Below are 24,712 nucleotides of genomic sequence, written 5' to 3'. Positions count from 1 at the left end.
GAGAAGTCAACGTGTTTGCTGTAATAAACAGTGTAGGTCTGCTGGGGCTTAACGCCTTTGCGGTCAAGGTGGAGATAGAAGCTTCAAAGGGTCTGCCCTCTTTCGATATCGTGGGGCTTGCAGACGCATCTGTAAAAGAAAGCCGTGAACGTGTGCGTTCTGCACTGCGTTCAAGCGAGATAACATTACCTCTGAGAAAAATAATCATAAATCTTGCACCTGCCGATGTGAGAAAAACAGGCTCGGTCTATGACTTAGCCGTGGCAGTTGCACTCTTGCGAATGGCTGACCTTGTTGATGACAGTATGCTTTCCACCTCCGCTTTTATCGGTGAGCTTTCTCTCAGCGGAGAAGTAAGACCTGTTCAGGGCGTTTTGCCTATGACCATAATGGCGCAGAAAATGGGACTTTCTGAGATATATGTTCCTGCCGACAATGTTCGTGAGGCGTCTGTTGTGGAGGGTATAAAAGCCTATGGCGTAAGGTCTTTGAGGGAGCTTGTTTTTCACTTTGAGAAAAAGGCGGCAATAGTTCCTGCGGCACATTATAAGCCCACCGCTGAAAGTTATTTTGGAAGTCTTGATTTTGCCGACGTAAAAGGACAATCAGCGGCAAAAAAAGCATTGGAGGTCGCAGCGGCAGGCGGTCACAACGTTCTTATGATAGGTTCGCCTGGCTCAGGAAAATCAATGCTTGCAAAACGTATGCCGTCGATACTTCCTGCCATGACCTTTGAGGAGTCTATAGAAACCACAAATATCCATTCTGTGGCAGGACTTTTGGACAGCAACAGTCCTCTTATCACCGCCAGACCTTTCCGTTCACCGCATCATACAGTTTCACCGGCAGGACTTTCAGGCGGCGGCTCTGTGCCAAAGCCCGGTGAGATATCCCTTGCACATAACGGCTTGCTTTTTCTTGACGAGCTTGCAGAGTTTTCACGCCCTGCCCTTGAGATCTTACGTCAGCCTTTGGAGGACAGGCAGGTGACCATATCCAGAGTGTCAGGGTCTATAACATATCCGTGTTCGTTCATGCTTATCGCCGCCATGAATCCTTGTCCATGCGGATATTTTGGTCACCCAACAAGAAAGTGCATATGCTCTCCGAAACAAGTTTCAAGCTATCTTTCCAAAGTCAGCGGACCACTGCTCGACCGTTTTGACATTCATTTGGAGGTCGCACCTGTTGAGTTTGCAGATCTTTCTTCCACGGCCAAAGAGGAGTCCTCAGCGTCCATAAGAGAGCGTGTCCAAAAAGCCCGTGACATACAAAACGAGCGTTTCAAAGGCACTAGCATAACCTGCAACGCACGAATAACCTCTGATATTCTTCACGAGGTCTGCCCTGTGACAGATGAGGCTTCAAAGCTTTTGGAGAACGTTTTTGACAGGCTGGGACTTTCAGCAAGAGCCTATGACCGCATACTTAAAGTCGCACGAACTGTTGCGGATATGGACGGTGCAAAGGTCATAGACAAAAAGCATATCGCAATGGCTGTTCAGTATCGAAGCCTTGACAGAAAATATTGGAATGGGTGATATGTGCGTCACATAAAAGCTGACAGGAAACGGGCGAACAGTGTTCGCCCCTACTATGGTGTATTCAAATACATATGATAATTGCAGACGGTTTTTATGCCGTCTGTTTTTTTGTGCAAAAAAGTACGGGAACGCCCGAAACGTTCCCGTACTATCCTTATCACAATTCTATAATTATCCCTTAAAAATTCTATTCCAAAAAAATCAATCTGCCACTGCGTTCTTTGCAATAACGTCTGCAACAAGATTTGCAGGAAGCGGCTCGTAACGTGCTTTTTCAAATGTGAATACGCCCTGACCCTGCGTCATTTGTCTCAGAAGCAGTGTGAAGTCTGCCATTTCAGCCATTGGAACTTCCGCAACTATCTCTGTCATGCCCTTCTTTTCCGCAGGATTCATGCCAAGAACTCTGCCTCTTCTCTTATTAAGCTCGCTCATCATGTCGCCAGTGTTATCGTCAGGTACGAAAACGCTCAAAGAGCCGATCGGTTCGAGGAGAACAGGCTCTGCCTGACGCATACCCTCTTTGTATGCGATAGAAGCTGCCATTTTGAATGCCATTTCTGAGCTGTCAACAGGGTGATATGAGCCGTCCACAAGGATAGCTTTCAGACCTACTACAGGGAAACCTGCGAGAACACCTTTCTTTACGCTTTCCTGCAAGCCCTTTTCTACGGCTGGGAAGAAGTTCTTTGGAACTGCTCCGCCAAACACCTTTTCTTCAAATACAAGGTCGTCAGATACGCATGGCTCAAATTCTATCCAAACGTCACCATACTGACCGTGACCGCCTGACTGCTTCTTATGTCTGCCCTGCACCTTGACTTTCTTTCTGATAGTTTCACGATAGGAGATCTTAGGCACGGAGGTTTCTACTTCAACGCCGAATGTTCCTGCAAGTCTGCCCACAACAGAATCAAGGTGAAGTCCGCCCAAGGTGCTGAGTATCATTTCGTTTGTTGACGGGTCGAGCTTGTAATCTATAGTAAGGTCTTCTTCCATAAGTCTTGTCATTGCGGCGGATATCTTGCTTTCATCGCCCTGCTTTTTAGCTCTTACTGCCATTTTGTAGCACGGCTTAGGGAAGGTCATAGGTGCAAACTTAACAACTCTCGTGGAGTCACAGATAGTATCGTTGGTGTTCACGTTCATCTTCATTGCAACAACGATATCTCCACAGCCTGCTTCGGCAACGTCTATCTGCTTTTTGCCCTGAAGCGTAACAAGCTTTCCGACCTTTTCGGTGCTTCCTGTGGTAGCGTTCACAACCTCCTTGTTAGGTGTAAGCTTTCCTGAAAATACCTTTATATATGACATCTTGCCAACAAATGGGTCAGCAACTGTCTTGAATACAAATGCGCTCATAGGGTCGCTTTCAACGCAAGCGACCTCAACAGCTTCGCCGTCTGCTGTTTCGCCTATCATAGCGTCCTTTTCTGACGGAGGAGGGAGCAGTAGGTCTATCTCCTTAAGGAGCATATCAACACCTGAGAGGTCTGTGGAAGAAACGCAGGTAACAGGAGTTATAATGCCTGAGTTCATGCCGCTATGTATTCCGTCGATAAGCTCTTTCTGTGTGAATGCTTCGCCTGAGAAGAACTTTTCAAAAAGCGCCTCGTCAGTTTCTGCAACGGCTTCGGACACGGCTTCGATAAGTCCGTCGATACGATAACCCATTTTCTCTGATACATCAGCTGTAGGCATATCAGTTTCAACTGCCTTGCCGTCTTCATACTTATATGCTTTCATCTCAATGAGATTTACATAAGAAACTATCTTTCTGTCTGCGATAACAGGCACAACAACAGGGCAAACTGTAGGTCCGAACTCTGCTTTGAGCTGAGTAAGAACGTTATTGAAGTTTGCGTTATCGTCATCAAGCTTTGTTACAACGAACATTGTAGGCTTGCCCATTTCCTTTGCAAGGTCATAAGCCTTGTGAGTACCTACACGAACGCCTGATTTACCTGATACAGTAATGAGTACGCAACCGCTTGCGGCAATGCCCTCAACAGCTTCGCCCTCGTAATCGAACATACCGGGAGTATCAAGAAGATTTACCTTGAACTCGCCAGTTTCCAAAGAAGAAAGAGATGTGTAAACAGAACATTTTCTCTTTATCTCATCAGGGGTATAATCAGAAACAGTGTTTCCGTCAGTTATCTTGCCGAGCCTGTCAGTAGCTCCGCTTTTATATAGCAGTGCCTCAGTCAGAGAGGTCTTTCCAGAACCTGCCTGACCTGCAATAGCAATATTTTTTATTTTTGTGCTGTCGTATTTTTTCAAGTTGATCGCTCCAATCTATGCCGTTGGACGGCTTAATGTGATATGCAGTATAATTATATGTATCATTTATACAAAATATATCAACCGCATAAGATAATTATATACTATTTTCACATAAATAGCAAGAGTGGAAAGAAAAAATTCTTTCGTGAATGTGAACAAAGTTTAGACTTGTTATAAAGCAGATTGCACAAGGGCGGTAGAAGTGAGGAGTGAGGAATTAGGAATTAGCATAGCAGACCAAAGAAAATTACAAGCATAAAGCAAAATAAAGCACCGGGCGAAGCGAACAAGCGGTAGAAACTATCCCGAATATCTGTAGGGTGCGGTTATCAGAGATGTGTAAATGCAAAAAAGCCCTCCGAGCAGATCGGAGAGCTTTTGGTTATTTTACCCTTATAATAGGCTGAAGCTGTATCCCATCAAGAGCCGACTGAATAGTTTCGGGTATGAGTCCAAACTCAGCCACTATGGAGTTTGGCTTCTTTTCGCAGTTGTCCTGCGCATATGGTACGAAATAGTAGTTTCTCAGATTTTGCAGATAACCTATGTTTTTAGCACACCCTGCCAGTGCGTCATTTGTCGATATGGCGATGACCACGGGACGAGCATTTCTCAGGTGACTTTTTACCGCCATGGTGGCTGGAGTGTCCGTCAAGCCAAGAGCAAGCTTTGCTGCCGTGTTTGAGGTGCAGGGTGCTACTACCATGATATCACACATCTTTTTCGGTCCGATCGGCTCGGCTTCTTCTATGGTGCGTATGACCTTGCGGCCTGCTATGGTTTCAAGGCGTTTGATGTTTTCTTCCGCTGTGCCAAAACGTGTAGATATAGATGCGGCGTTGAAAGACATTATTGGCACAAGCTTTGCGCCCTGCTGAACAAGCCGTTCTGCGGCGGCAAATGCCTTTTCAAAGGTGCAGAAGGAGCCGGTCATGCAAAAGCCTATTCGTATGCCGTCAAGTGACATTCTTTGTTCCCCTTTCATTCAAAATGTCCGTGACTGTTCGGGCGATTATCTCTCCTGCAGTCATAGGTGCGGCTTTGGCTGGAAGTCCCAATGCCCATACCACACGCCTGTTCAGCTTTGCGGCAGTTTCATGATCTACTCCGCCAGGTCGGGAGGCAAGGTCTATGATAAGAGAGTTTTTATCCATTACGCCCAAAAGCTTTTCATCAAGTATCATGGCAGGGACGGTGTTTATTATTATAGTATACCCCGAAATATTGTCCGCAAGAGCTGTGATAAGCTCTGCCTTATAGCCTGCGCCCTCGGCTTCTGCAAGCGCAGAAAGCTTTCTTGCGGATATAGTCACATCTGCGCCGACAGCCCGAAAAAGCTTAGCGCAGGCTTTCGCTACTCTACCATAGCCAATAACTAGAACGGTGGAACCGTTCACGGTGACAGCAAGCTCCTGCATGGCTATTTGCAAAGTGCCCTCCGCCGTGGGGATACAATTTCTTATAACAAGCTCCTCTCGCTTATAGTAATCCTTAACATCGAAGCCGAGAGAGGAGAAATATTCTATTTGATCACGGCGGAGCAGACCGCCTGCCACGAGTGCATTTTTCTTTAAATGCGTTGAAACGTCACTGCATGATACCTTTACATTACGGCTAGAAGAGATATCCAGCCCGTCAGCTTTCATGAGAGGAAGTACGAGAACGTCCGCCTTTTCGGTGAGCTGATCGAGATGAGCGAGTGGGATAGTGTCCTCGCCTTTATCGTCCATGCCGTAAGTATAGACCCTGCCGATTTTAGTGAGAGTCTGAGCTGTATATGTTTGTCTTGCGTCACCGCCGACGCAGAGGAAAACTGTTTTTTTCATATGGATACCTCCTGTGGGACTATGCCTGATAGAGTTATATATAATTATATGTATCGGTGGGCTAAATGTTACCGGAAAAACAAAACGCCCTATCCCTGCAAAGCAAGAATTGCGGCGCTTTGATATGATATCATATTTCTATCTTGATAAACTTCGGCTCGTGCTTTTTGAAATAGGTCAGATACTTAAAGCCTGCCGCCTGCGCCATTTCTACGCCTGCGGAAATGTCTCTGCCGATATCTGCGGTGCAGTGGGCGTCTGAGCCTATGGTCAATATCTCGCCGCCGAGTTCCTTATAGAGCTTTACATAGCCAAGGTCCGGGAGGGGCTTGCCGTATTTTTGCCTTAATCCCGACACATTTATCTCTATGCCCTTGCCTTTTTGGATAAGTGTACAAAAAATTTCTCTTATTATCTCATCATAGGGGGCGAGGTCTATTTGTATACCGCAGTCGCCCTGGATATATCGCAGAGGATAGGTTAGGTGTCCTAAAACGTCTAACTTGCCCCATTTGCACATTTCAAGCATTTCTTTGAAATAGTCGTCAAGGAGAGCATAAGTTTGCGACAAGTCCATATTTTTGTACTCTATCCAATAGAAATCGTCCTTGCCTTTATTCTGATGATGTGAGCCGATGATAAAATCAAGGCGTTTGTCTGAGGCTATCTCTTCGGCAAATTCTATATCCTGCAAAGGCTGACCAAGCTCTATTCCGCAGAGAAAATTTAAACCCTCCAGATGCTGTGAAGCTTCATACTGGGCGACTATGCTTGCGGGGGCGTACTCACCCGAGCCGTACATCATGCCGTCTTTCAGGGCTTCAGGATCACCGTAATGGTCGGCTTTATAGTGGAAATTGCAATCGCAATGGTCAGTTATGGCAAATGCCGCCAAGCCAAGCTCTTTGGCTTTTGCTAAAGACTGTTCTACAGTTCCCTCACCATCGGGGGAAAAGCCTGTGTGGGTGTGCATATCTATAAGAGTTTTCATAGGTTCTCCTATCTGTACAGAAATTTGTACTTATATAGAATCGTAAAGCTTTTCAAGCTGTTTTGCCGCTTCTGCCGCACGTCTTACAAAGCTGTCAGGTGCAGCATTTCGGTACATGGGGGACTTTGACATATAAAGCTCTAATGACAATGGTGGCTGGTGGTGGAGGTTTTTGAGCTTTCTGAGAAATTTCTCAAAGTTCAGGTTGCCGTCAAACGGTATTATGTGGCCGTCGGTGTTGCCGTCGTTATCGTGGATATGCAGGCAGGCAAGCTTGCTTCCAAACTTCGTCAGGCAATCGGTATGCTTTGAGAAACAATTCTCATGACCTGTGTCATAGCAAAATTTCACGTTATCATGGTTTCCAAACTGGTCAAATAGCACGTCAAGAAACTGCGGGAGCTGGATATTCTCAAAGGCGATATCGACGCCGTTTTCTTCTCCGCACTGTATTATCTTGGCGAAATTCTCTATACCGAAACGAGATACTTCGGGTGGAACAAGCCCGTCAGTGGGGTGGCATATCATGGTTTTTATGCCGTTTTCACCGCACACTCTTACACATTCAAGTGTTCGTTGGAGGATATATTCGCTCTCTGGGCATATTGTCCAAAGGGCGTTCATGCGGTCAAACTGTGAATGGACGTTTTCTATTTCCAGTCCAAAATCTCGTACAATATCATACTGTGTGTATTTTAGTCCGTCAGAAAAACCAAGCATTACACCGTCAAAGCCGTTCTCTTTTATAAGTCTTATACGCTCCTCAAAGGGTATTTTAAAGGTGAAGTCTGCAAACATACAGCGTTTCAATCTGTTTTCCTCCTTACCAAAAACAGCGGCAGAATTGCTCTGCCGCCGTGAAAATTTAGTTTTTGAGAGAATGGAGTGGTGCAGGGATCTGTCCGCCTCGATTGATGAACTTGGAAGGTGACTCTTTTTTGAGCGGCATAACAGGTCCGCAGCCAAAAAGTCCGCCCCAATCAAGTTCTTCACCAACGCCCTTGCCAATAGCAGGGATAACTCTTACGGCGGTGGTCTTGTTGTTTACCATACCGATAGCAGCTTCGTCTGCGATGATAGCTGAAATAGTATCGGCTGGGGTATCGCCAGGAATACATATCATATCAAGACCAACTGAGCATACAGCGGTCATAGCTTCAAGTTTTTCAATGCAGAGCGCACCGCTCTTTGCGGCATCAATCATGCCTGCGTCCTCGGAAACAGGGATAAATGCGCCTGAAAGTCCGCCTATTCTGGAGCAAGCCATTACACCGCCCTTTTTAACTGCGTCATTGAGCAGTGCGAGGGCTGCTGTTGTGCCATGTGTGCCGCACTTTTCAAGTCCTATTTCCTCGAGGATATGGGCAACAGAGTCGCCTACTGCCGGAGTTGGTGCGAGTGAAAGGTCAACGATACCGAATGGAACGCCAAGACGCTTGGAAGCGATAGTTCCAACGAGCTGACCTACTCTTGTTATCTTATATGAGATCTCCTTGATAACGTCGGATATCTTTGTGATATCAGCGTCAGGATATTTTCTCAGGGCGGCTCTTACAACGCCAGGACCTGATACGCCCACGTTTATCATGCAATCAGGCTCGCCAACACCGTGGAAAGCACCTGCCATGAATGGGTTATCCTCAACTGCGTTACAGAAAACAACGAGTTTTGCTGCGCCAAAGCAGGCAGAGTCAACTGTTCTTTCTGCACACTCTCTTACAACGCCACCCATCATTTTGCAGGCGTCCAGATTGATACCTGTTTTTGTTGAACCGATATTTACAGAGGAACATACTCTCTCAGTAGTAGCGAGTGCCTCTGGGATAGACTTGATAAGCTCGATATCGCCTGCGGAGAAGCCCTTTGGAACAAGGGCTGTATATCCACCGATAAGGTTTACGCCAACGTCCTTTGCGGCTCTGTCCATAGCGTGTGCAAATGGAACAGGTGAACACTTGCAGGCAGCAGACACGATAGCGATAGGGGTAACGGAAATTCTCTTATTTATGATAGGGATTCCAAGCTCCTTTTCTATCTGTTCGCCCACCTCAACAAGCCTTGCGGCTTTTGCGGTTATCTTCTTATAGACATTCTCGCAGGCAACGTTTATATCGCTGTCGATACAATCAAGCAGAGAAATGCCCATTGTGATAGTACGAATATCAAGACAATCGTCCTGTATCATTCGTATCGTTTCCAACACGTCATATGTATTAATCATTTTACAGAAATCTCCTCTTTAGATATGGTGCATACAGTTAAAAATATCCTCGTGCATTGTATGGATCTTTACACCCATGGTCTGACCAAGCTCTGTAAGTCCGTCTGCCATGGTAGCAAAATCGGAGTTGAGCTTTGTGATGTCAACAAGCATTATCATAGCAAAGAGGTCCTGCAAAACTGACTGAGTGACCTCGATAACATTCGCATTATATTCTGCACACTTTGTGCTTACCTTTGCAAGGATACCTACAGCGTCCTTACCTATAACCGTAACAACAGCTCTCATTAATAAGACCAGCCTTTCCAAATTCATTTATATATCTTCTATTATACCACACAGCGGAGATTTTGCCAAGAGTTTTAATTATAAATATTTTATTAACGTTGGGAATGCGTTTTATGGGGCGACGGTCAAGGCAGGTGGTTTGCGGTGAACGAAACGGGCGAACATTGTTCGTTCCTAAAATTCGTAAAAAAATCAAAAACGTTGAAGTGCAAAAAAAGCGGGGTGTCAGATTTCTGCAAAACAAAAAAAAGTTTGATGAGCGGGACGTCAATTTCTGTGAGCTTGCGAGCAGAAATTTCGCCGCTCCCCTACAAAAAACGCCCCCATTTAGGGGACGTTCTTGTATTATTTTTCTGTTCTGAATGGTGCGAGTGGTATGCCCGTTTCGTTGAAGATAGTTACCTCGCAATAGTTGAACCAGTTATATCTTGCATAGAGAGGTTTTTCAACGGCGTCTGATTTTATGAATATCTTACTGCCGTTTATGGTGATATCGGCTTTTACGAACTCTTCGTCCTTGCCTGCTATCTCAAAGCCCTGTGCTTCGCCCTTTACTACAAAGCCATTTTCGGCATGGTCAAAGCTAAGCTCTATACCACCGTTTTTATACTCCAGCGACTTATAGATAGGTCCGAATGCTTTTACGTCCATGCCGTAGAAAAGCTTTTCTGCCTGCAAACAAAGTCTTTCGCCAACGGGTACTTTATTCTTTGGGTGGATCTCGTTGAACTCACCGCAATCTGAGATAACAGCTATTCCTGTATTTTTCACTGTCTTATATGCTCTCATTTGTGCTTCTCTTATTTTACACCAATGCTTATAATCAGGGTCGGCGGCATATTTGAACATTGGGAGCTGGACGATTATGAACGGAAGCTCATCGTCGCCCCACTTCTCTCTCCAAAGCCTGATAAGAGATGTGAGGAGGGTATAATAGCTGTCCGGCTTATGGTCGTCAGACTCGCCCTGATAATAGAGGAAGCCTTTTATTGTATAAGGACAAACTCTTGACACCATGGTCTCAAAAAGTCCTGTTGGGCGGAATGGGTTTACGCAGTTTATCGGGCCCGGCCAATTCTTATCGCCAAGGATCTCGTTGGCTTTCTCCCAGCTCATTGTTGGGTCTTTTTGCAGAAGCTCGCCGTATTTTTTATCCCACACACGCTCAAATTTCTGATAATCTCTGTATTCTTTTATCTGCTCCTCGACAGTTTTGCCCTCAATACGTTTTTCATACTCGTCTATGTAGCTTCTTATTTCAGCGTTGTTTTCAAGGGTCGGTCTGTCTACCCATGCGGAGGCTGATGTGCCGCCCCAGTTACAGCCGATAAGTCCTACTGTTACGCCAAGGTCTTTGGCAAGCTTTCTTCCAAAGAAAAAGCCAACTGCACTCCATGCCCTTGAATTATCCTTTGAAGCCTGCGACCATGCGGTATTGTTTTCGTCTTCATAGAACATTTCGTCAAGAGTGCCACGCTTTTGAGTGTAATAAAATCTTACGTTGCAATCAGGGGTGAGGTTTTCGAGGACTTCTTTGCCGCCCTTTGCGTTTTGAAGTTCAAGCTCCATATTTGACTGGCCGCCGCAGAACCACACTTCGCCTATCATGATACGGCAGAATTTTTTCTCTGTACAGCCGTCTGAAACTGTCATTTCATACTCTCCGCCTGCACTCATTGGAGGGAGGACGGCTGTCCACCTGCCGTCGCAGACCTGCGTCTGGACTGACACGCCGTTAAGAGTAACTGTGACAGTTCTTTCCTCGTCCCCAAGTCCCCAGACTGTTATGTTCTTGTCACGCTGGAGCACCATATCGTTTGAAAAAATATTTGCTACTTTTAACATACTTCTTTCACCTTTCAATACCCATAAAAATTCAATATTCAAAAAATATCATCGCCTCAGGCGATACCTTCATTCCTCACTCCTAACTCCTCACTAATCAAAGAGTGTGGTAGAACAGAATGATATCCTCAAAGACGCCCTCTTTGTTTTCAAAGCCATTCGGTACAGTGCCGAGCTTAACAAAGCCGAGGTTTTCGTAAAGCTTTACCGCCTTGACATTTGATGCAACAACGGCATTGAACTGGAGCACCTTAAATCCTTTCTGCTTTGCTATGAAAAGGCAATGTTCGACTATGACCTTGCCTGCTCCTTTTCCACGGCAGGTGCTTTTTACGGCATAGCTTGCGTTTGCGATATGTCCGCATCTGCCAACGTTATTAGGGTGTAGGATATACATTCCTACAGTTTCGCCCTCATACTCTGCAACACCGCAGAATGTTTGTGAAGCAAAGAATTTTTTTGCACCCTCATAGTCGAGGGTCTCTTTCTGTGGGAAGGCATTGCCCTCTTTTACAACTTCGTTCCATATCTCTGCCATTGCAGGAACGTCATCAATATTGTAACCTCTTACGGTCACGTTTTTCATTTTTGCCATTTTGGATACTTCTCCATAATAAAATTACTCTATAAATGACTTCATGCCACGCTCACGTCGCCAATCAAGGAACTCCTCATATGTTCCCTGTCTGTCGATACAGCCGTCGGGGGTTATCTCGATTATTCTGTTTGCAACTGTCTGAACTATTTCGTGGTCATGAGATGCGAAAATCACAACGCCTTTGAAATCTCTAAGTCCGTTATTTACGGCTGTGATAGACTCAAGGTCAAGGTGGTTGGTAGGTCTGTCAAGCATTATAACGTTTGAGCCGAAGAGCATCATACGGCTGAACATACATCTTACCTTTTCACCGCCTGAGAGAACTTTTACAGGCTTATATATCTCGTCCCCAGAGAAGAGCATTTTGCCAAGGAATCCTCTGAGGTAGGTGTCTGTTACCTCGGAAGTGGAATATTTTCTTATCCAATCAACGATGCTTTCGTCATTATCGTTGAAGTAGGCTGAGTTGTCAATAGGGAAATATGAACGTGATGTGGAAACGCCCCACTTAATGCTACCCTCGTCTGGCTCTTCTTCCTCTGCAAGTATCTTGAAAAGCATTGTGATAGCCTGCTCGGACTCGCCGATGAAAGCGACCTTATCGGTACGGCTGAGGGTAAAGGAAACATTATTGAGGAGCTTTACGCCGTCAACTGTTTTGGATATGCCGTTGACTTTGAGGACGTCTTTTCCAAGCTCTCTATCCATATTAAAGCCTATGAAAGGATATTTTCTTGATGAGGCAGGCATTTCCTCGACTGTGAGCTTATCAAGAAGCTTTCTTCTTGCGGTAGCCTGCTTGGACTTTGATTTGTTTGCTGAGAAGCGGTTGATGAACTCCTGGAGTTCCTTGATCTTCTCCTCGGCTTTCTTGTTCTGGTTCTTTATCATTCTCTGCATGAGCTGTGAGGACTTATACCAGAACTCGTAGTTACCAACATACATTTTTATCTTTGTATAGTCGATATCCACGATATGGGTACAAACATTATTAAGGAAGTGTCTGTCATGGGATACGACGAGGACAGTTCCGAAATAGTCGGCAAGGAAGTCCTCAAGCCAGCTTATAGCGTCGATATCAAGGTGGTTTGTAGGCTCGTCCAGCATGATGATATCAGGATTGCCGAAAAGTGCCTGTGCAAGAAGCACCTTGACTTTTTCGTTACCTGAGAGGGTGGACATCTGTGAATAGAGGATATCCTCGGAAAGACCAAGACCCTGAATGAGCTTTGAAGCGTCAGACTCAGCTTCCCAGCCGTTTAATTCTGCGAACTCGCTTTCAAGCTGACCTGCTCTGTCGCCGTCCTCCTCAGTGAAGTCCTCCTTGGCGTAAAGCTCGTCCTTTTCTTTCATTATCTCATAAAGTCGCTTATTGCCCATTATTACAGTTTCGAGAACTGTATACTCATCAAATGCAAAGTGATCCTGACGAAGCACTGAAAGTCTGTCCTCTTTTGAGATCACTACCTCGCCTGTGGTAGGCTCTATCTCACCGCAGAGGATCTTCAGAAATGTTGACTTTCCTGCACCGTTTGCACCGATTATGCCATAGCAGTTGCCGTTTGTAAATTTAAGGTCAACGTCCTTGAAAAGAAGCTGACCACCGAATGAAAGGCTTACGTTTGATACTGTTATCATTTTAACTCTCCTATATCTGATAATTATACTTTGACACTTTATTATACCACACAAAGAGGCTTATGTCTACTTTTAATTATTAATTTTTCATCACTGCGCTTTTATGGTGCAAACGAGGTTTTGCTCTTGACGTTTTCAACAAAAAGTGTTATAATTGTTACGTACACATTGGCAATAGCGATAATTATTGCCCTGAAAATTCAAGAAATTAAGTTGGAAAGGATAACTTGAATATGAAAAAAGTTTTGTTCGCTTCTTCGGAGTGTGTTCCGTTTATCAAGACAGGCGGTCTTGCTGACGTTGTTGGCTCTCTGCCTAAGTGCTTTGACAAGAGGTATTATGATGTCAGAGTAATTCTTCCTAAATATTCCTGCATGAAACAGCAGTGGAAAGACATGATGCAGTACAAAACGCATTTCTACATGGACTTTGCAGGTCAGAGCCAATATGTGGGCGTGCTTGAATGCGTTTATGATGGCGTTACGTTCTATTTTATCGACAACGAACATTATTTCACCGGTGACAAGCCTTACACTGAGCATCACTGGGATATAGAAAAGTTCATGTACTTTGACAGAGCTGTGCTTTCTGCTCTGCCGCTTCTTGATTTCCGTCCTGACGTTATACACTGCCACGATTGGCAGACGGGTCTTATACCTGTATATCTTCATGACAGCTTTGCAGGGGGAGATTTCTTCCGCGGCATAAAGACCGTTATGACTATACACAATCTGAAATTCCAGGGAAATGACGGAGTTGAGCAGTTCAAGAGGATATCCGGTCTGTCTGACTACTACTTCACTATCGACAAGCTGAGAACGGGCGTTGACGGAAATATGCTCAAGGGCGGTCTTGTTTATGCTGACGCTATCACAACTGTCAGCAACACATACGCAGAGGAGATAAAGACGCAGTTCTACGGTGAGGGTCTTGACGGACTTATGAGGGCAAGGGCTAACGATCTTCGTGGTATCGTAAATGGTATCGACTACGTTGATTACAACCCTGACACAGACAAGAACATTGTTGTAAGATACAATTATGACAACGTGCTTGAGAAGAAGATACACAACAAGAGGGCAATTCAGGCGGAGCTTGGTCTTGCGCAGGACGACAATCGCTTTATGATAGGCATTGTCAGCCGTTTGACAGATCAGAAGGGCTTTGACCTTATTGCATACATGATGGAAAGAATGTGTGAACAGGGCATACAGTTCGTTGTGCTTGGCACGGGCGAGCAGAAATATGAGGATATGTTCCGCTGGTTTGCAGGCAAGTATCCTGACAGGGTTTCCGCTAACATTTACTACAGTGAGGAAATGAGCCACCGCATTTACGCTTCAGCTGACGCATTCCTTATGCCGTCACTTTTCGAGCCATGCGGACTTTCACAGCTTATGTCACTGCGTTATGGCACGTTGCCTATCGTTCGTGAAACTGGCGGTTTGAGAGATACTGTTCAGCCGTTCAATCAGTTTGAGAGGACCGGCACTGGTTTCAGCTTTGCAAACTACAATGCACACGAGATGTACAACACTGTTATGTTCGCAAAGTACATATTTGATGACAGACGTGACGAATGGAACGGACTTATCAAATCTGCAATGGCACAGGATTTCTCATGGCAGGCTTCTGCTAACAAATATCAGGAAATGTATGACTGGCTTATCGGCTAAGATAGATACAAGAAAAGCTCCGCAGGAAAGGCGGAGCTTTTTTTATGTTATAGGTTTTGTGGCAAGCATATGATTTGTCGGAGATCAGGTGGGCGACCTCAGATCGCCGCTACGGAAACAAACATAAAAAGCGGCACAGTTTAGGCTGCACCGCTTTTGTTTTGCCTTTATCAGTCACCGAAAGCGACGCCCAGAGCCTTTGCGGTCTTGACGAGCTGGTGGTCAGCAGGGACGAATTTTGTTTTGCCTGCCACTTCTGAAAGTGGGTTTTCTGACACAACTTCATTTATCATTGCCACTGCATAGCCGTATTTATCGGCTGCGATAAGCTCTGCGGCATGGACGCCGAACTTTGTGGCAAGCACTCTGTCATAAGCTGACGGGCTGCCACCTCTGAGCATATGACCAGGAACGCAAACTCTTGTTTCTCTGCCTGTAAGCTCTTCTATCTGCTTTGCAATTCTAGGGGTAGCAGTTGTAAGACCCTGTTCTGCACGAAGTCTTGCTCTTTCCTTCTTTTTTAGCTTTGCCTCTTCTTTATCAAAAGCACCCTCAGCTACGGCAAGAATAGAAAATCCCTTTGATTCTCTTTTTTCGCAGGCAGCGGCAAGCTTTTCGATATCATATGGTATTTCAGGAATGACTATCATATCTGCACCGCCTGCGATACCTGAATAGAGGGTGAGCCAGCCGGCTTTATTGCCCATTATTTCTGCAACAAGTATTCTTCCGTGGGAATTGGCTGTGGAATGAAGTCTGTCGATAACGTCTGTGGCTGTGTCAACAGCGGTATGGAAGCCGAATGTTACGCTTGTGCCCCAGATATCGTTGTCGATAGTTTTTGGCAGGCCGATAACGTTAAGTCCCTCGGTTGAAAGGAGGTTTGCGGTCTTATGAGTGCCGTTGCCACCCAAGGTGAGCAGGCAATCGAGCTTCTGCTTTTTATAGGTTTCTTTCATAGCCTTTACTTTATCCACGTTATCTTCTTCGATGACCTGCATTTTCTTGAAAGGCGTTCTCTTTGTGCCGAAAATAGTTCCGCCTGTGGTAAGGATACCAGAAAAGTCAGACTGTTTCATTTCTTTGCACATATTATTGATAAGTCCGTAATAGCCGTCCTCGATACCTACTATCTGAACGTCCTCGCCGAACTTTTCATAGCAAGCCTTTGCAACGCCTCTGATAGTTGCGTTAAGTCCCGGACAATCTCCTCCGCTTGTGAGTATGCCTATTCTTTTCTTCATTTTACCAAGTCCTTTCAATGAAATTCTATCATTATCAACGATATCAATACTTATCGCTTGTGCTGAAATCTTCTATATCGGCTTCGTCGGAAGGAGTGATATCCTGCTGAGTTTCCTCAGGGGTGGCCTCGCTTTCCGGCTCATCGTCAATATATGTGAACCTTGAAGTCTGATGCTCTTTCTTATCCTTTTCACTGTTCTCGCTAAGTTTGAAACGTGCTATCATATTCTTTAGTATAAGCGACTGGCTTGAAAGCTCTTCACTTGCGGAAGCTGAACCGACTGCAGTTGAGGTATTGGCTGATACAACGGCTGATATCTGGTCTACTCCCGTATTTACCTGAACGATAGCTTCTGCCTGCGCCTCAGAAGCGTCTGAGATATTCTTTACGAGATCTTTTATAGTATTTGAATTGCTTACGATATTGTTCAGCGAATCAGCAGTTTCTTCGGCTATCTTAGAGCCCTTTGAAACAGCGGCAGACTGGTTTTCGATAAGTGAAGCGGTCTGCTTTGCGGCTTCGGCTGATCTTGATGCCAGACGTCTTACCTCGTCTGCTACCACGCCAAAGCCCTTTGAACCCTCTCTTGCGGCCTCTACGGCGGCGTTAAGGGCAAGGATATTTGTTTGGAATGCGATCTCGTCAATGACCTTGATTATCTTTGAGATCTCATCGGAAGCTGTATGGATAGCATTCATGGCATTTACCATGTTGCCCATATCGCTGTTGCAGTTGTCAACGGCTTCGGTATTCTTAAGTACAATATTATAAGCGTTCTTAGAATCCTCAGAGTTCTGAGTTATCTGCTTTGAAACATCACTGAGGGTAGCGGAAAGCTCCTCGATCGCGGAAGCCTGCTGTGTAGAACCCTGTGATACAGACTGTGCGATATTTGACACCTGAACCGCTCCTGAGTTCACCTGCTCGGCTGACATATTGATAGAAGCAAAGGTATCAGACAGTGAGTCGAGTATCTCGTTAAACGTACTCTTTATCTTATAGAAGTCGCCCTTAAAAGTGCCTTCCATTCTATGGCAAAGGTTACCCTCGGATATCTGGGTAAGAGCCACTGTAATAAGGTTGATATACTGTCTGAGGCAGACGATAGTTTCTTCCAGAGAGTTTGAAAGGACGCCAAGCTCGTCCTTTGAATACCAAACGTCAACAGGGTCGGTAAGGTTGCCCTGTGCGAGAGAACGAAGTCTGTTTGTGGTAGAAATGATAGGCTTTGTTATCCTCTTTGCAAAAAGCAGAGAGAACAGCACCGTCAGGCACATAAGCACAACGCCCATTACAATGATATTAGTAAGTGCGCTGGAGCTTGCAGTGGTGAAGTCGGCAACATTTGTAACCATGACGACAGTACCGTCAAAATATGACGAACCATAATAGCCCACGATATAATTGTTATCCTTAAATTTATACTCTGTTGTACCGCTATTATTTGCAAGTATTTTCTCAACGGCATTTGTCACTTCCGTATATTCTTCATCTTTCTTACCGATCTCAAGGGCATTTTTACCTATCTGATCAGTATCCTTATGAAGAAGGATCTCTCCGTCTTTACCAACAAGATAAACATAGCCGGATTTTCCGAAGGTATATTCATTAAGAGCATTGACAAGCATATCGCTCTGAATGGTAATACAAGCGACTTTTTGTTCTGTGTTGCCAGACTTTGTCGAAGCAAGTATAGAAAAATAATTCTTACCGCCAAAGGAATATATATTGGTTATATAAGCCGAGCTTCTTTCGCAAGCGCTTATGATGTGCTTCTTTTCAACTGATGACGATACCATTTCATTATCTGTTGCAAGCACAATGCCATTGCTGTCAAAAACCGTAAAATTCAGATAAAAGCCTGTGTTGTCTGCAAAGCCACTTTTTACCGCCTTCAGTCTGTCAGCGTCAGTTTTTGCCCCTAAAAAAGAATCAGACTTTACGGTCGAAACTATATTATTCGTATAAGAGCTGATCGTCGAGTCAAAATTCTTAGCCGCCTGAACAGCCAGTGGTTCAGCGGTGCTTTTGAGCGTATCCTTTGCAGAAACGTTTATAAAATACACGGAAACCAAGCTGAGCAGCACCGTGATGATAAGTGCGATTGAAAGCATTGCCAAAAGCAGCTTTGAACGCAACGTTTTCATATACAGTTCCCCCTTATGAACTTGTTTTTAACGCAGCACACAACAATGCGATATTACGTGTTTATTATATCATAATTGCACAATTATTTCAAGTACCACAAGCATATTTTTTGTGAACTTATGATGCAATTAATGATATGGAGGTGAATAAAAATAGGTAAAAAGGGGGTAAATAAAATATGTACATAAGTCTAAGGATAAGAAAAAGGGTGATGCTTTGTGTTATAGCTGTACTTTCTATGCTGGCGGCGGTGGCTGTTATGCCGACCTTTGCAAAAGAAGAAAAAACAGATGGGATAAAGCTTCCGATCATAATGTATCACAGCATCGTAAAAAACGAAGATCGCAGCGGTGAGTATGTTATAACGCCTATCGAGCTTGAAAAGGATCTGCTTTATCTGAAGCAGAACGGCTACACTACTGTTTTTGTAAATGACGTTATAAGATATGTGAAGCGTGGGGGCGAACTGCCTGAGAAGCCTGTCATACTGTCCTTTGATGACGGCACTTACAACTACAGAGAATATCTTCTGCCGCTTCTTGAAAAATACGATATGAAAGCCACTGTATCTATTGTGGGGGCTTACACTGACGCTGCCTGCGAGGAGGCTGAGCCTGATCCTGCTTACTCTTATCTTGACTGGCAGGACGTTTCGGTGCTTCGTGACAGCGGTCATGTGGAGATATGCAATCACTCTTACGATATGCACAATCTTGAGGGGAGGCGTGGAGTCGGTCAGCTAGAGGGGGAAAGCTACGAGGATTACCGAAAGATATTTCTTAACGACACCACGAAGCTTCAAACGCTTTGCGATGAACACTGTGGTTTTCAGCCAAACGTTTACACCTATCCTTTCGGCATAACCTGCGAAAGTGCAAGTCGGCTCGTAAAGAACATGGGGTTTGAGGCTAGTCTTGGAGTAGAGGAAAAAATCAATATAATAAAAAAAGAAGATGAGCGCTGCCTTTTTGGTCTTTACAGATACAATCGCAGCGGGATCATCTCCACAGAAGAATTCATGAAAAAAGTTTTTGGAGCATAAAAAAAGCAGCCCCTATTGGAGCCACTCTCTAAACTGAATCACCATCAGCATATTCACATTATACTCTGGCAGGTGTCGAAATTATACTTGTTTTTGTGTGATTTTTGTAAAAAAAATGTGTATTCGTGTAAGCAGAGTGACAAATGCTGTCACAAACAGCCAAAAGCACGTTGATACGCCACTTTGGGCTGTTTATCATCTCTTTACACAGAACTTATTTATCCTTTTTGCCGCCTTTGATCTTTCCTCTTATCCAGATAATTATTACTACAAGTGCAATAACAAGGACAATAAGGACGATAGCAAGGGCGGTATTGAGCATCTTTTTGTACTGGTCCATAACATTTGCGTTTTTGGACACGGCAGATGAAGTATCGGAGCTGTCTTTCTTTTGGGCGGTCTGGGTCTGCTGTTCATCTCCGCCTGCGGCTCTTATTATGGTGACAGTATAGGTGGCGGTATTGCCGTCAACGTCTGTGACGGTTATGGTTCGTACATTTTCGCCCACCTGACACTCGCTTGTGCCTGTATACCATATATAATCAGAGGGGCTTGCTGTTGTTCCCTCTATCTCAACATTGGTAACGGAATTGTCAACGTTCACTGTATAGTTATAGACATTATAGGCAAAGGCAGGAGAAAGCTCACCGTTATCCACTGTCAGGGCTGTAAGAACGCCTTTATCGGGTATGCCGTTTGAAGGTGCGGTCTTAGTGGTAGTGGTGGTGGTGGTCTTTTCGGTGGTGGTCGTGGTTTCTGTTTCGGTCTTGGTTTCCACCTTATCGCCTCCAACTGTTATGACACAATAGGCGGTAGGCGAGCCGATAAGCTCTGAATCAGGGGAATATATCTGACAGCTTTGCAGGCTTATATTTGCATTTCCTGCTGACAGACCTTTGAACGTAAAGCTGAAATCCACTTCTGAAGAGGGGGTATCAGGAAATCCGTTTACTGTAAGAACTCCTCCGCCACCTGAGGCGTTGTCGCTTGACACAAATTCTATAACGGAATCGTCATAGGCGATATTTGCCTGAACGCTTCCTATCTCTGAATCTGCGGAAAATGTCACGGACACTTCAAACTGCTGATCGGTCATGACGGGGTTTTTAGGCGGATAGAAGAAAGCCTCCCCTGTTGCATGGGCAGTGAGAGCCGTCATTGGAACTGCAAGTGCGGCTGTCAAGAGCGATGAGAATATTCTTTTTACAAGCTTTGTTTTTGTGATCATTGCTATCCCTCCCGATAACACGGATAATTATTTGGTATAAACTTTGGCTATATCAGACCACTGTCCGAAATAGGTCTTGTTCCCTGTGGCTGTATAGCTTCTCACACGGACGAAATATGTCTTTTGGCTTTTAAGATTTGTTACGGTCTTTTTGTCGGTCTTATTTGAGGTCACCTTAACTGTCTTTGCATCGCTGAAAGATATATTTTCAGCGTAGGATATCACATAGCCTGTAGCAGAGCCTTTCTGTGCATAGTCTATATAAAAGCCTTTTTTCACTGGCATGAGCTTTTGTATGGTCTGCTTTGCAGGGGTGATGACAAAAGACTTCGTTATCACTCCGCCATACGAGCCTTTTCCTGTTACTGTTACCTTAGCTGTGCCTATATTCTTATTGGCGGAATATTTCACTATATAGTCTGTGCCGTTTTTAAGGGTCTTGCCCGAATAAGTGACTGTTATGCTTTGGGTGATGTTCTTGCCTGTGAAAGACTTGTTTTTTATGCCTGCGACCTTAGCTTTGGCAATATCATATTTTGCGGTGGTCACGCTCTTTGTATCAGACCATGCACCGTTATAACGCTTGCCGCTGACTATTGTATACGAACGCACTCTTACATAATATTTCTTTCCTGCCGTCAGGTTTGAAACTGTCTTTTTATCCGTTTTGTTTGAGGATATGATCAAGGTTTTTGCACCTGCGAAGTCAGAGCGTGTACTGTATTGCAGTTCATATCCTGTGGCTGAGCCTTTCTGAGCAAAGTCGATAAAAAAGCCTTTATATCTTGTTTGCAGAGATTGTATCTCCTGTTTTGCAGGATAAATGGTAAAAGTTTTTGTTATCGTACCCTGATAGTTGCCCATGAAGCTTATGATTATTTTTCCAACGCCTATTTTTGTATTTGAGCTATAGGAAACAGTATAATCATGTTCAGGAAGAAGAAATTTTCCTCCGTCTGTTACCATAACGTCAGGTCTTATAGGCTTGCCTGTGTAGGAGAGCGTATCAACATAATAGACGCTTGTCAATTGGGCGGACTTTGGAAGAATGTCGAATGCTTTGGCTATAGTGCCGCTGTATCCGCCAATGCCTGTTATTATCATTTTGCCCTTGCCTGCGGCTATATTATCGGCATAGTCAATGGTATAGTCTTTATTATTTGTCAAAGTGGTATCGCCATAGGAAAGCGTTATACTGCTTTGAGCAAGCTCATAGCCTGTGAATGTCATATATGTTTTAAAGCCTGATATCTCGCAGTCTTTTATAAGCTTTCTGTCGGTATAGACCGCCTGCACTGTCATATGGGCTGTGACTTTTGAAAAGTCTTTATCCCAGCCTGTAAAGCGTTTGCCTTTTATGGTCGGTGCTTTGGGCGGATCGGCACTTTTGCCGTATTCTACGGTCTGAGATGACAAAACTGTGCCGTTTATATCGGTGAAATCGACCTTGCAGGTATTGGCTTTCCAGCCTGCATAAAGCGTCTTTGAGCCGTCTGAAAAGCTCACGGACGTTATAGGCTCGCTCTCAAGCTGTGAGTCGGCATACCAGCCTGTGAACTGTGCGCCCTCTTTTGTAGGGGCGGAAAGCTGTGCGGTTTCGCCCTCGCCAAGCTCATAAGGGTTGAGGGGACTGTTTTCACCACCGTTAAGAATATAATCTATCTTTGCTTTGTCACTTGGGGTGACTTTTGCGGAAACTGTGGTGTTTTCTGTGAAAACTGTGTTGCTGTTCACAGGTTCGCCTTTACGATACCAGCCGAGGGTGTAGCCCTGCTGAACGTTCACATTCGGGAACACGGCTTTGCCTGCATAGTCGGTGCAGACTTCTATGGTCTGTGCCACAGCGGAGAATGTTATCTTATGGGAAGCCTGCTCGCTATATGAGGTCTGGCGCACAAGAGTGCCGTCCATTGTCCACTTTGCGCTGTCTTTGAACTTTTCACCGTAGGTGTTCATTGCATATGCCCCTTGAGAAAGTGCATTTTTTGCAGAAAGGCTTGAAACCAGGCTGTCGCTGTCATTGCTGTAACAGCCGTATGCGTTCACAACGGAAACGGCAATATCCCTGCCTCCTATAAAGGCATTTGTAATGGCGGAGCTGTTTTCCTTTAGGTTTGAAGAACACTCTGTTATGATACCGCAGGATTGTCTTCCTATGACGCCACCTGAATAGACTTCTCCTGACACTGTGCCGTCAAAGGTGCAGGCTTTTATGGCTGTTCCTTGATAAAAACCCACTATTCCACCTGCGTAATCGCCTTTCACTATACAGTTTTTCAGGGAAATGTTATTTATCTCTGCACCATTTTTTATGTATGCAAAAAGCCCTGAATACTCCCCCGAGGAGATAACTGCATTTTTTATAAGGTGTCCGTTGCCGTCAAAATAGCCCATGAATGGGTTTTCAGAATCGCCTACAGGTGAGATAGTTTTTCCGTCAAAGTCAAGGTCAGCTTCAAGGGTGACTAGCTTGCCCTCGAAGCTTTCGCCACTGCTGACACGCTTTGCAAAGCTTTCCCACTGGGCTTCGGTTGTTATAACAAGGGCTTCGTCCTGTTCTTCTGCGGCGGAGATAAGGAGCTTTTGTGCGTTTGAGATATCATTTTTAGAAGCGTTCTCGTCTGCAAGCATCATTCGGGCATTGTTTGCTTCCCTTTCACAGCCTGCAAGGGTACCGTACTTCGCAAGGGTGGTTTCAAGTGAACTTTTATCGGGCTTTGCAGTATCATCAGTATAAGCATAGATAAAAAGGCTTCCTATTGAGTCGGTCTTATCTGCTCCAACGTCAGACCAATATTTGCCGTTAAGAGAAACATAGCTTTGCCCTGACTGCGCCTTTGATGTTCGGTCGCTTTCTGCAAGGAGATACCCCCTGCCGCTGTCGCCGCTGAATTTTACTGAAATGGAATATTTCTCGCCCTCTTCAAGGAGGATATCCTCGGGAAAGTCAACTGTATAAAAGCCGTTTGCGGACACTGAGCCGCTTATCTGCGTTTCAAGGACGCCTATAGGGTCGCTGTCGGAAACGTTGGTATAGACGCTTAGGGTGTAATCCGCACTGCCCGTTTTGCCCACATACATAAAGCCTGCTTTATCAAGCTTTTCATCGGCTTTAGCTGTGAAAACATTTGCACCGTAAACAGAGCCGTCATTACTGGCGTTCACAACATAACCTGTCATTTTGCTATAGTGATATGTATTATCACAGCTTTCTTCAAAGTCATAGCAGCAAAACTGTCCGAACTCTGCTTCGTCATAGGACACCCAATAGAAGCCGTCATTGTCCTGATCTGCGCCCCACGAGCCTTTCACAAGCCATGCACCGTTATTGGTAGGCTTATATCTGAAATTATCCTTACTGTAGTTATCGTCCCAGCCCACCACTGTGACGGAATGATTTATGATAGTGTTTTTTGAGGCGTCGGGATCATAGTAGGCAGTATTGTTATGATTCATATAGCCATTTCCTGCAAAATAGCTTGCGGAAACTGCTCCAAGCTCCATTATTTTACGCTTCACCTGCGTGGTGCTTGAAAGCTCCATGACATAATTCAGCCTGTATTCGCTGACGCTTTTCTTGTTTTCGGAAACTATCATATTCTCTGTGCCTGATTCTAAAAACGGCTCGTAATCCTCATAGCATAGTCCCTGACCATTTGCAAGGGCGGAGGCCGCAAAGAGCCAGTTTCCCCCTGATGAAAAATCATCTTTACCTGTGGCTGTGCCTGAATTTGAGGACAGCACCAAGGCAGGCACGGAAAATTCTGCGGAGGGGTTTTCAAGCCCCTTTTTTATAAGATCCTGTTCTGCACAGGCAAGGGCTGAGAATGCCCAGCAAGCACCTGTTGAAGCCTGATCTTTTACTGTTGTGATCTCTCCTGAGCTTCTTGGGTCATAGGTGGATGGGAGCTTTCGGGCGGCTAGTCTTGCAGGGGACTTTATCTGATAGTCACCGTCTGTGCTTTTGGCCACGCCCTCTATCTCATAGCTATAGCCGTTATGGGTAAAGTTTACGGGAACGACTTTTATGCCGTTATCCTCGCTGGCAAGTGCAAAAGTCTGCGCCGAAAGCTGAAAAGCCATGAGCAAAGCTGTCAAAAGCCCTGCCGCACCTTTCATTCTTCTCATTTTCCGC

At 45.0% G+C, this 24,712-nt stretch carries 17 protein-coding genes; 3 read left to right on the top strand and 14 right to left on the bottom strand.

The genetic code is table 11. The features are described 5' to 3' along the window. The first annotated feature begins 11 nt into the window (after positions 1 to 11). On the top strand, positions 12 to 1,541 hold the full coding sequence (locus tag AB5Z01_RS04420; RefSeq protein WP_117923169.1) for a YifB family Mg chelatase-like AAA ATPase: 1,530 nt from the start codon (positions 12 to 14) through the stop codon (positions 1,539 to 1,541). Between the two features lie 204 nt (positions 1,542 to 1,745). Here the strand turns inward: AB5Z01_RS04420 and AB5Z01_RS04415 are convergent, their stop codons facing one another. From AB5Z01_RS04415 to AB5Z01_RS04370, 10 genes are all read right to left on the bottom strand, one after another. Beyond that, positions 1,746 to 3,827, bottom strand: coding sequence for an elongation factor G (locus AB5Z01_RS04415; protein WP_332008425.1), 2,082 nt, complete (start codon positions 3,825 to 3,827; stop codon positions 1,746 to 1,748). A 385-nt stretch (positions 3,828 to 4,212) separates the two neighbouring features. Beyond that, complete coding sequence (locus AB5Z01_RS04410; protein WP_195221485.1) at positions 4,213 to 4,815, bottom strand: dipicolinate synthase subunit B; 603 nt, start codon at positions 4,813 to 4,815, stop codon at positions 4,213 to 4,215. Next, entirely contained in the window at positions 4,787 to 5,656 is an 870-nt protein-coding gene (locus tag AB5Z01_RS04405; RefSeq protein WP_278643514.1) for a dipicolinate synthase subunit DpsA, read from the bottom strand. The genes AB5Z01_RS04410 and AB5Z01_RS04405 overlap by 29 nt, the downstream gene beginning before the upstream one ends. Before the next feature lie 130 nt (positions 5,657 to 5,786). Then, on the bottom strand, positions 5,787 to 6,647 hold the full coding sequence (locus AB5Z01_RS04400) for a histidinol-phosphatase HisJ family protein (protein WP_368365351.1): 861 nt from the start codon (positions 6,645 to 6,647) through the stop codon (positions 5,787 to 5,789). A 30-nt stretch (positions 6,648 to 6,677) separates the two neighbouring features. After that, a complete protein-coding gene (locus AB5Z01_RS04395) occupies positions 6,678 to 7,457 on the bottom strand; it encodes a sugar phosphate isomerase/epimerase (protein WP_287215081.1) in 780 nt (259 codons plus the stop codon). Positions 7,458 to 7,512: 55 nt separating this feature from the next. Beyond that, positions 7,513 to 8,868: a PFL family protein gene (locus AB5Z01_RS04390; RefSeq protein WP_022286600.1), complete on the bottom strand. Its 1,356-nt coding sequence runs from the start codon at positions 8,866 to 8,868 to the stop codon at positions 7,513 to 7,515. Between the two features lie 18 nt (positions 8,869 to 8,886). Continuing rightward, positions 8,887 to 9,156, bottom strand: coding sequence for an ACT domain-containing protein (locus AB5Z01_RS04385; protein ID WP_022286601.1), 270 nt, complete (start codon positions 9,154 to 9,156; stop codon positions 8,887 to 8,889). Between the two features lie 345 nt (positions 9,157 to 9,501). After that, a complete protein-coding gene (locus AB5Z01_RS04380; protein WP_022286602.1) occupies positions 9,502 to 11,001 on the bottom strand; it encodes a sialate O-acetylesterase in 1,500 nt (499 codons plus the stop codon). 97 nt (positions 11,002 to 11,098) lie between these two features. Then, on the bottom strand, positions 11,099 to 11,587 hold the full coding sequence (locus AB5Z01_RS04375; RefSeq protein WP_195221491.1) for a GNAT family N-acetyltransferase: 489 nt from the start codon (positions 11,585 to 11,587) through the stop codon (positions 11,099 to 11,101). A 33-nt stretch (positions 11,588 to 11,620) separates the two neighbouring features. Further along, on the bottom strand, positions 11,621 to 13,237 hold the full coding sequence (locus AB5Z01_RS04370; protein ID WP_287215077.1) for an ABC-F family ATP-binding cassette domain-containing protein: 1,617 nt from the start codon (positions 13,235 to 13,237) through the stop codon (positions 11,621 to 11,623). 233 nt (positions 13,238 to 13,470) lie between these two features. Here AB5Z01_RS04370 and glgA point away from each other — a divergent pair, with 233 nt between their 5' ends. Continuing rightward, the gene (gene glgA, locus AB5Z01_RS04365) at positions 13,471 to 14,913 is read left to right on the top strand and encodes a glycogen synthase GlgA (protein ID WP_022286605.1); all 1,443 of its coding nucleotides are present in this window, start codon (positions 13,471 to 13,473) and stop codon (positions 14,911 to 14,913) included. 170 nt (positions 14,914 to 15,083) lie between these two features. On the opposite strand, the gene AB5Z01_RS04360 is transcribed toward glgA, so the two are convergent. Continuing rightward, positions 15,084 to 16,157 carry a 6-phosphofructokinase gene (locus tag AB5Z01_RS04360; protein WP_038671106.1) on the bottom strand — a complete coding sequence of 358 codons (1,074 nt, stop codon included), beginning with the start codon at positions 16,155 to 16,157 and terminating at the stop codon, positions 15,084 to 15,086. Positions 16,158 to 16,200: 43 nt separating this feature from the next. Then, positions 16,201 to 18,306, bottom strand: a complete 2,106-nt coding sequence (locus AB5Z01_RS04355; RefSeq protein WP_287215075.1) for a methyl-accepting chemotaxis protein — start codon at positions 18,304 to 18,306, stop codon at positions 16,201 to 16,203. A gap of 179 nt (positions 18,307 to 18,485) precedes the next feature. Here AB5Z01_RS04355 and AB5Z01_RS04350 point away from each other — a divergent pair, with 179 nt between their 5' ends. Further along, positions 18,486 to 19,349 carry a polysaccharide deacetylase family protein gene (locus AB5Z01_RS04350; protein ID WP_195387868.1) on the top strand — a complete coding sequence of 288 codons (864 nt, stop codon included), beginning with the start codon at positions 18,486 to 18,488 and terminating at the stop codon, positions 19,347 to 19,349. Between the two features lie 214 nt (positions 19,350 to 19,563). Here the strand turns inward: AB5Z01_RS04350 and AB5Z01_RS04345 are convergent, their stop codons facing one another. Beyond that, positions 19,564 to 20,577: a cadherin-like beta sandwich domain-containing protein gene (locus AB5Z01_RS04345; RefSeq protein WP_287215072.1), complete on the bottom strand. Its 1,014-nt coding sequence runs from the start codon at positions 20,575 to 20,577 to the stop codon at positions 19,564 to 19,566. Between the two features lie 27 nt (positions 20,578 to 20,604). After that, complete coding sequence (locus tag AB5Z01_RS04340) at positions 20,605 to 24,705, bottom strand: lectin like domain-containing protein (protein ID WP_287215069.1); 4,101 nt, start codon at positions 24,703 to 24,705, stop codon at positions 20,605 to 20,607. Between the last annotated feature and the right edge of the window lie 7 nt (positions 24,706 to 24,712).

Source organism: Ruminococcus sp. RTP21359st1_H3_RTP21359_211015, from assembly GCF_040909065.1.
GTDB classification, from domain to species: Bacteria; Bacillota; Clostridia; order Oscillospirales; family Ruminococcaceae; genus Hominimerdicola; species Hominimerdicola aceti.
Note: the sequence above shows the minus strand (reverse complement) of the source record. Positions and strands in the feature narration are given on the sequence as shown.

Coding starts and splice junctions, on each gene's coding strand:
- AB5Z01_RS04410 (WP_195221485.1), bottom strand. CDS start 4,815: ATGAAAGGGGAACAAAGAATGTCACTTGACGGCATACGAATAGGCTTT.
- AB5Z01_RS04405 (WP_278643514.1), bottom strand. CDS start 5,656: ATGAAAAAAACAGTTTTCCTCTGCGTCGGCGGTGACGCAAGACAAACA.
- AB5Z01_RS04400 (WP_368365351.1), bottom strand. CDS start 6,647: ATGAAAACTCTTATAGATATGCACACCCACACAGGCTTTTCCCCCGAT.
- AB5Z01_RS04390 (WP_022286600.1), bottom strand. CDS start 8,868: ATGATTAATACATATGACGTGTTGGAAACGATACGAATGATACAGGAC.
- AB5Z01_RS04385 (WP_022286601.1), bottom strand. CDS start 9,156: ATGAGAGCTGTTGTTACGGTTATAGGTAAGGACGCTGTAGGTATCCTT.
- AB5Z01_RS04380 (WP_022286602.1), bottom strand. CDS start 11,001: ATGTTAAAAGTAGCAAATATTTTTTCAAACGATATGGTGCTCCAGCGT.
- AB5Z01_RS04375 (WP_195221491.1), bottom strand. CDS start 11,587: ATGAAAAACGTGACCGTAAGAGGTTACAATATTGATGACGTTCCTGCA.
- AB5Z01_RS04370 (WP_287215077.1), bottom strand. CDS start 13,237: ATGATAACAGTATCAAACGTAAGCCTTTCATTCGGTGGTCAGCTTCTT.
- glgA (WP_022286605.1), top strand. CDS start 13,471: ATGAAAAAAGTTTTGTTCGCTTCTTCGGAGTGTGTTCCGTTTATCAAG.
- AB5Z01_RS04360 (WP_038671106.1), bottom strand. CDS start 16,157: ATGAAGAAAAGAATAGGCATACTCACAAGCGGAGGAGATTGTCCGGGA.
- AB5Z01_RS04355 (WP_287215075.1), bottom strand. CDS start 18,306: ATGAAAACGTTGCGTTCAAAGCTGCTTTTGGCAATGCTTTCAATCGCA.
- AB5Z01_RS04350 (WP_195387868.1), top strand. CDS start 18,486: ATGTACATAAGTCTAAGGATAAGAAAAAGGGTGATGCTTTGTGTTATA.
- AB5Z01_RS04345 (WP_287215072.1), bottom strand. CDS start 20,577: ATGATCACAAAAACAAAGCTTGTAAAAAGAATATTCTCATCGCTCTTG.
- AB5Z01_RS04340 (WP_287215069.1), bottom strand. CDS start 24,705: ATGAGAAGAATGAAAGGTGCGGCAGGGCTTTTGACAGCTTTGCTCATG.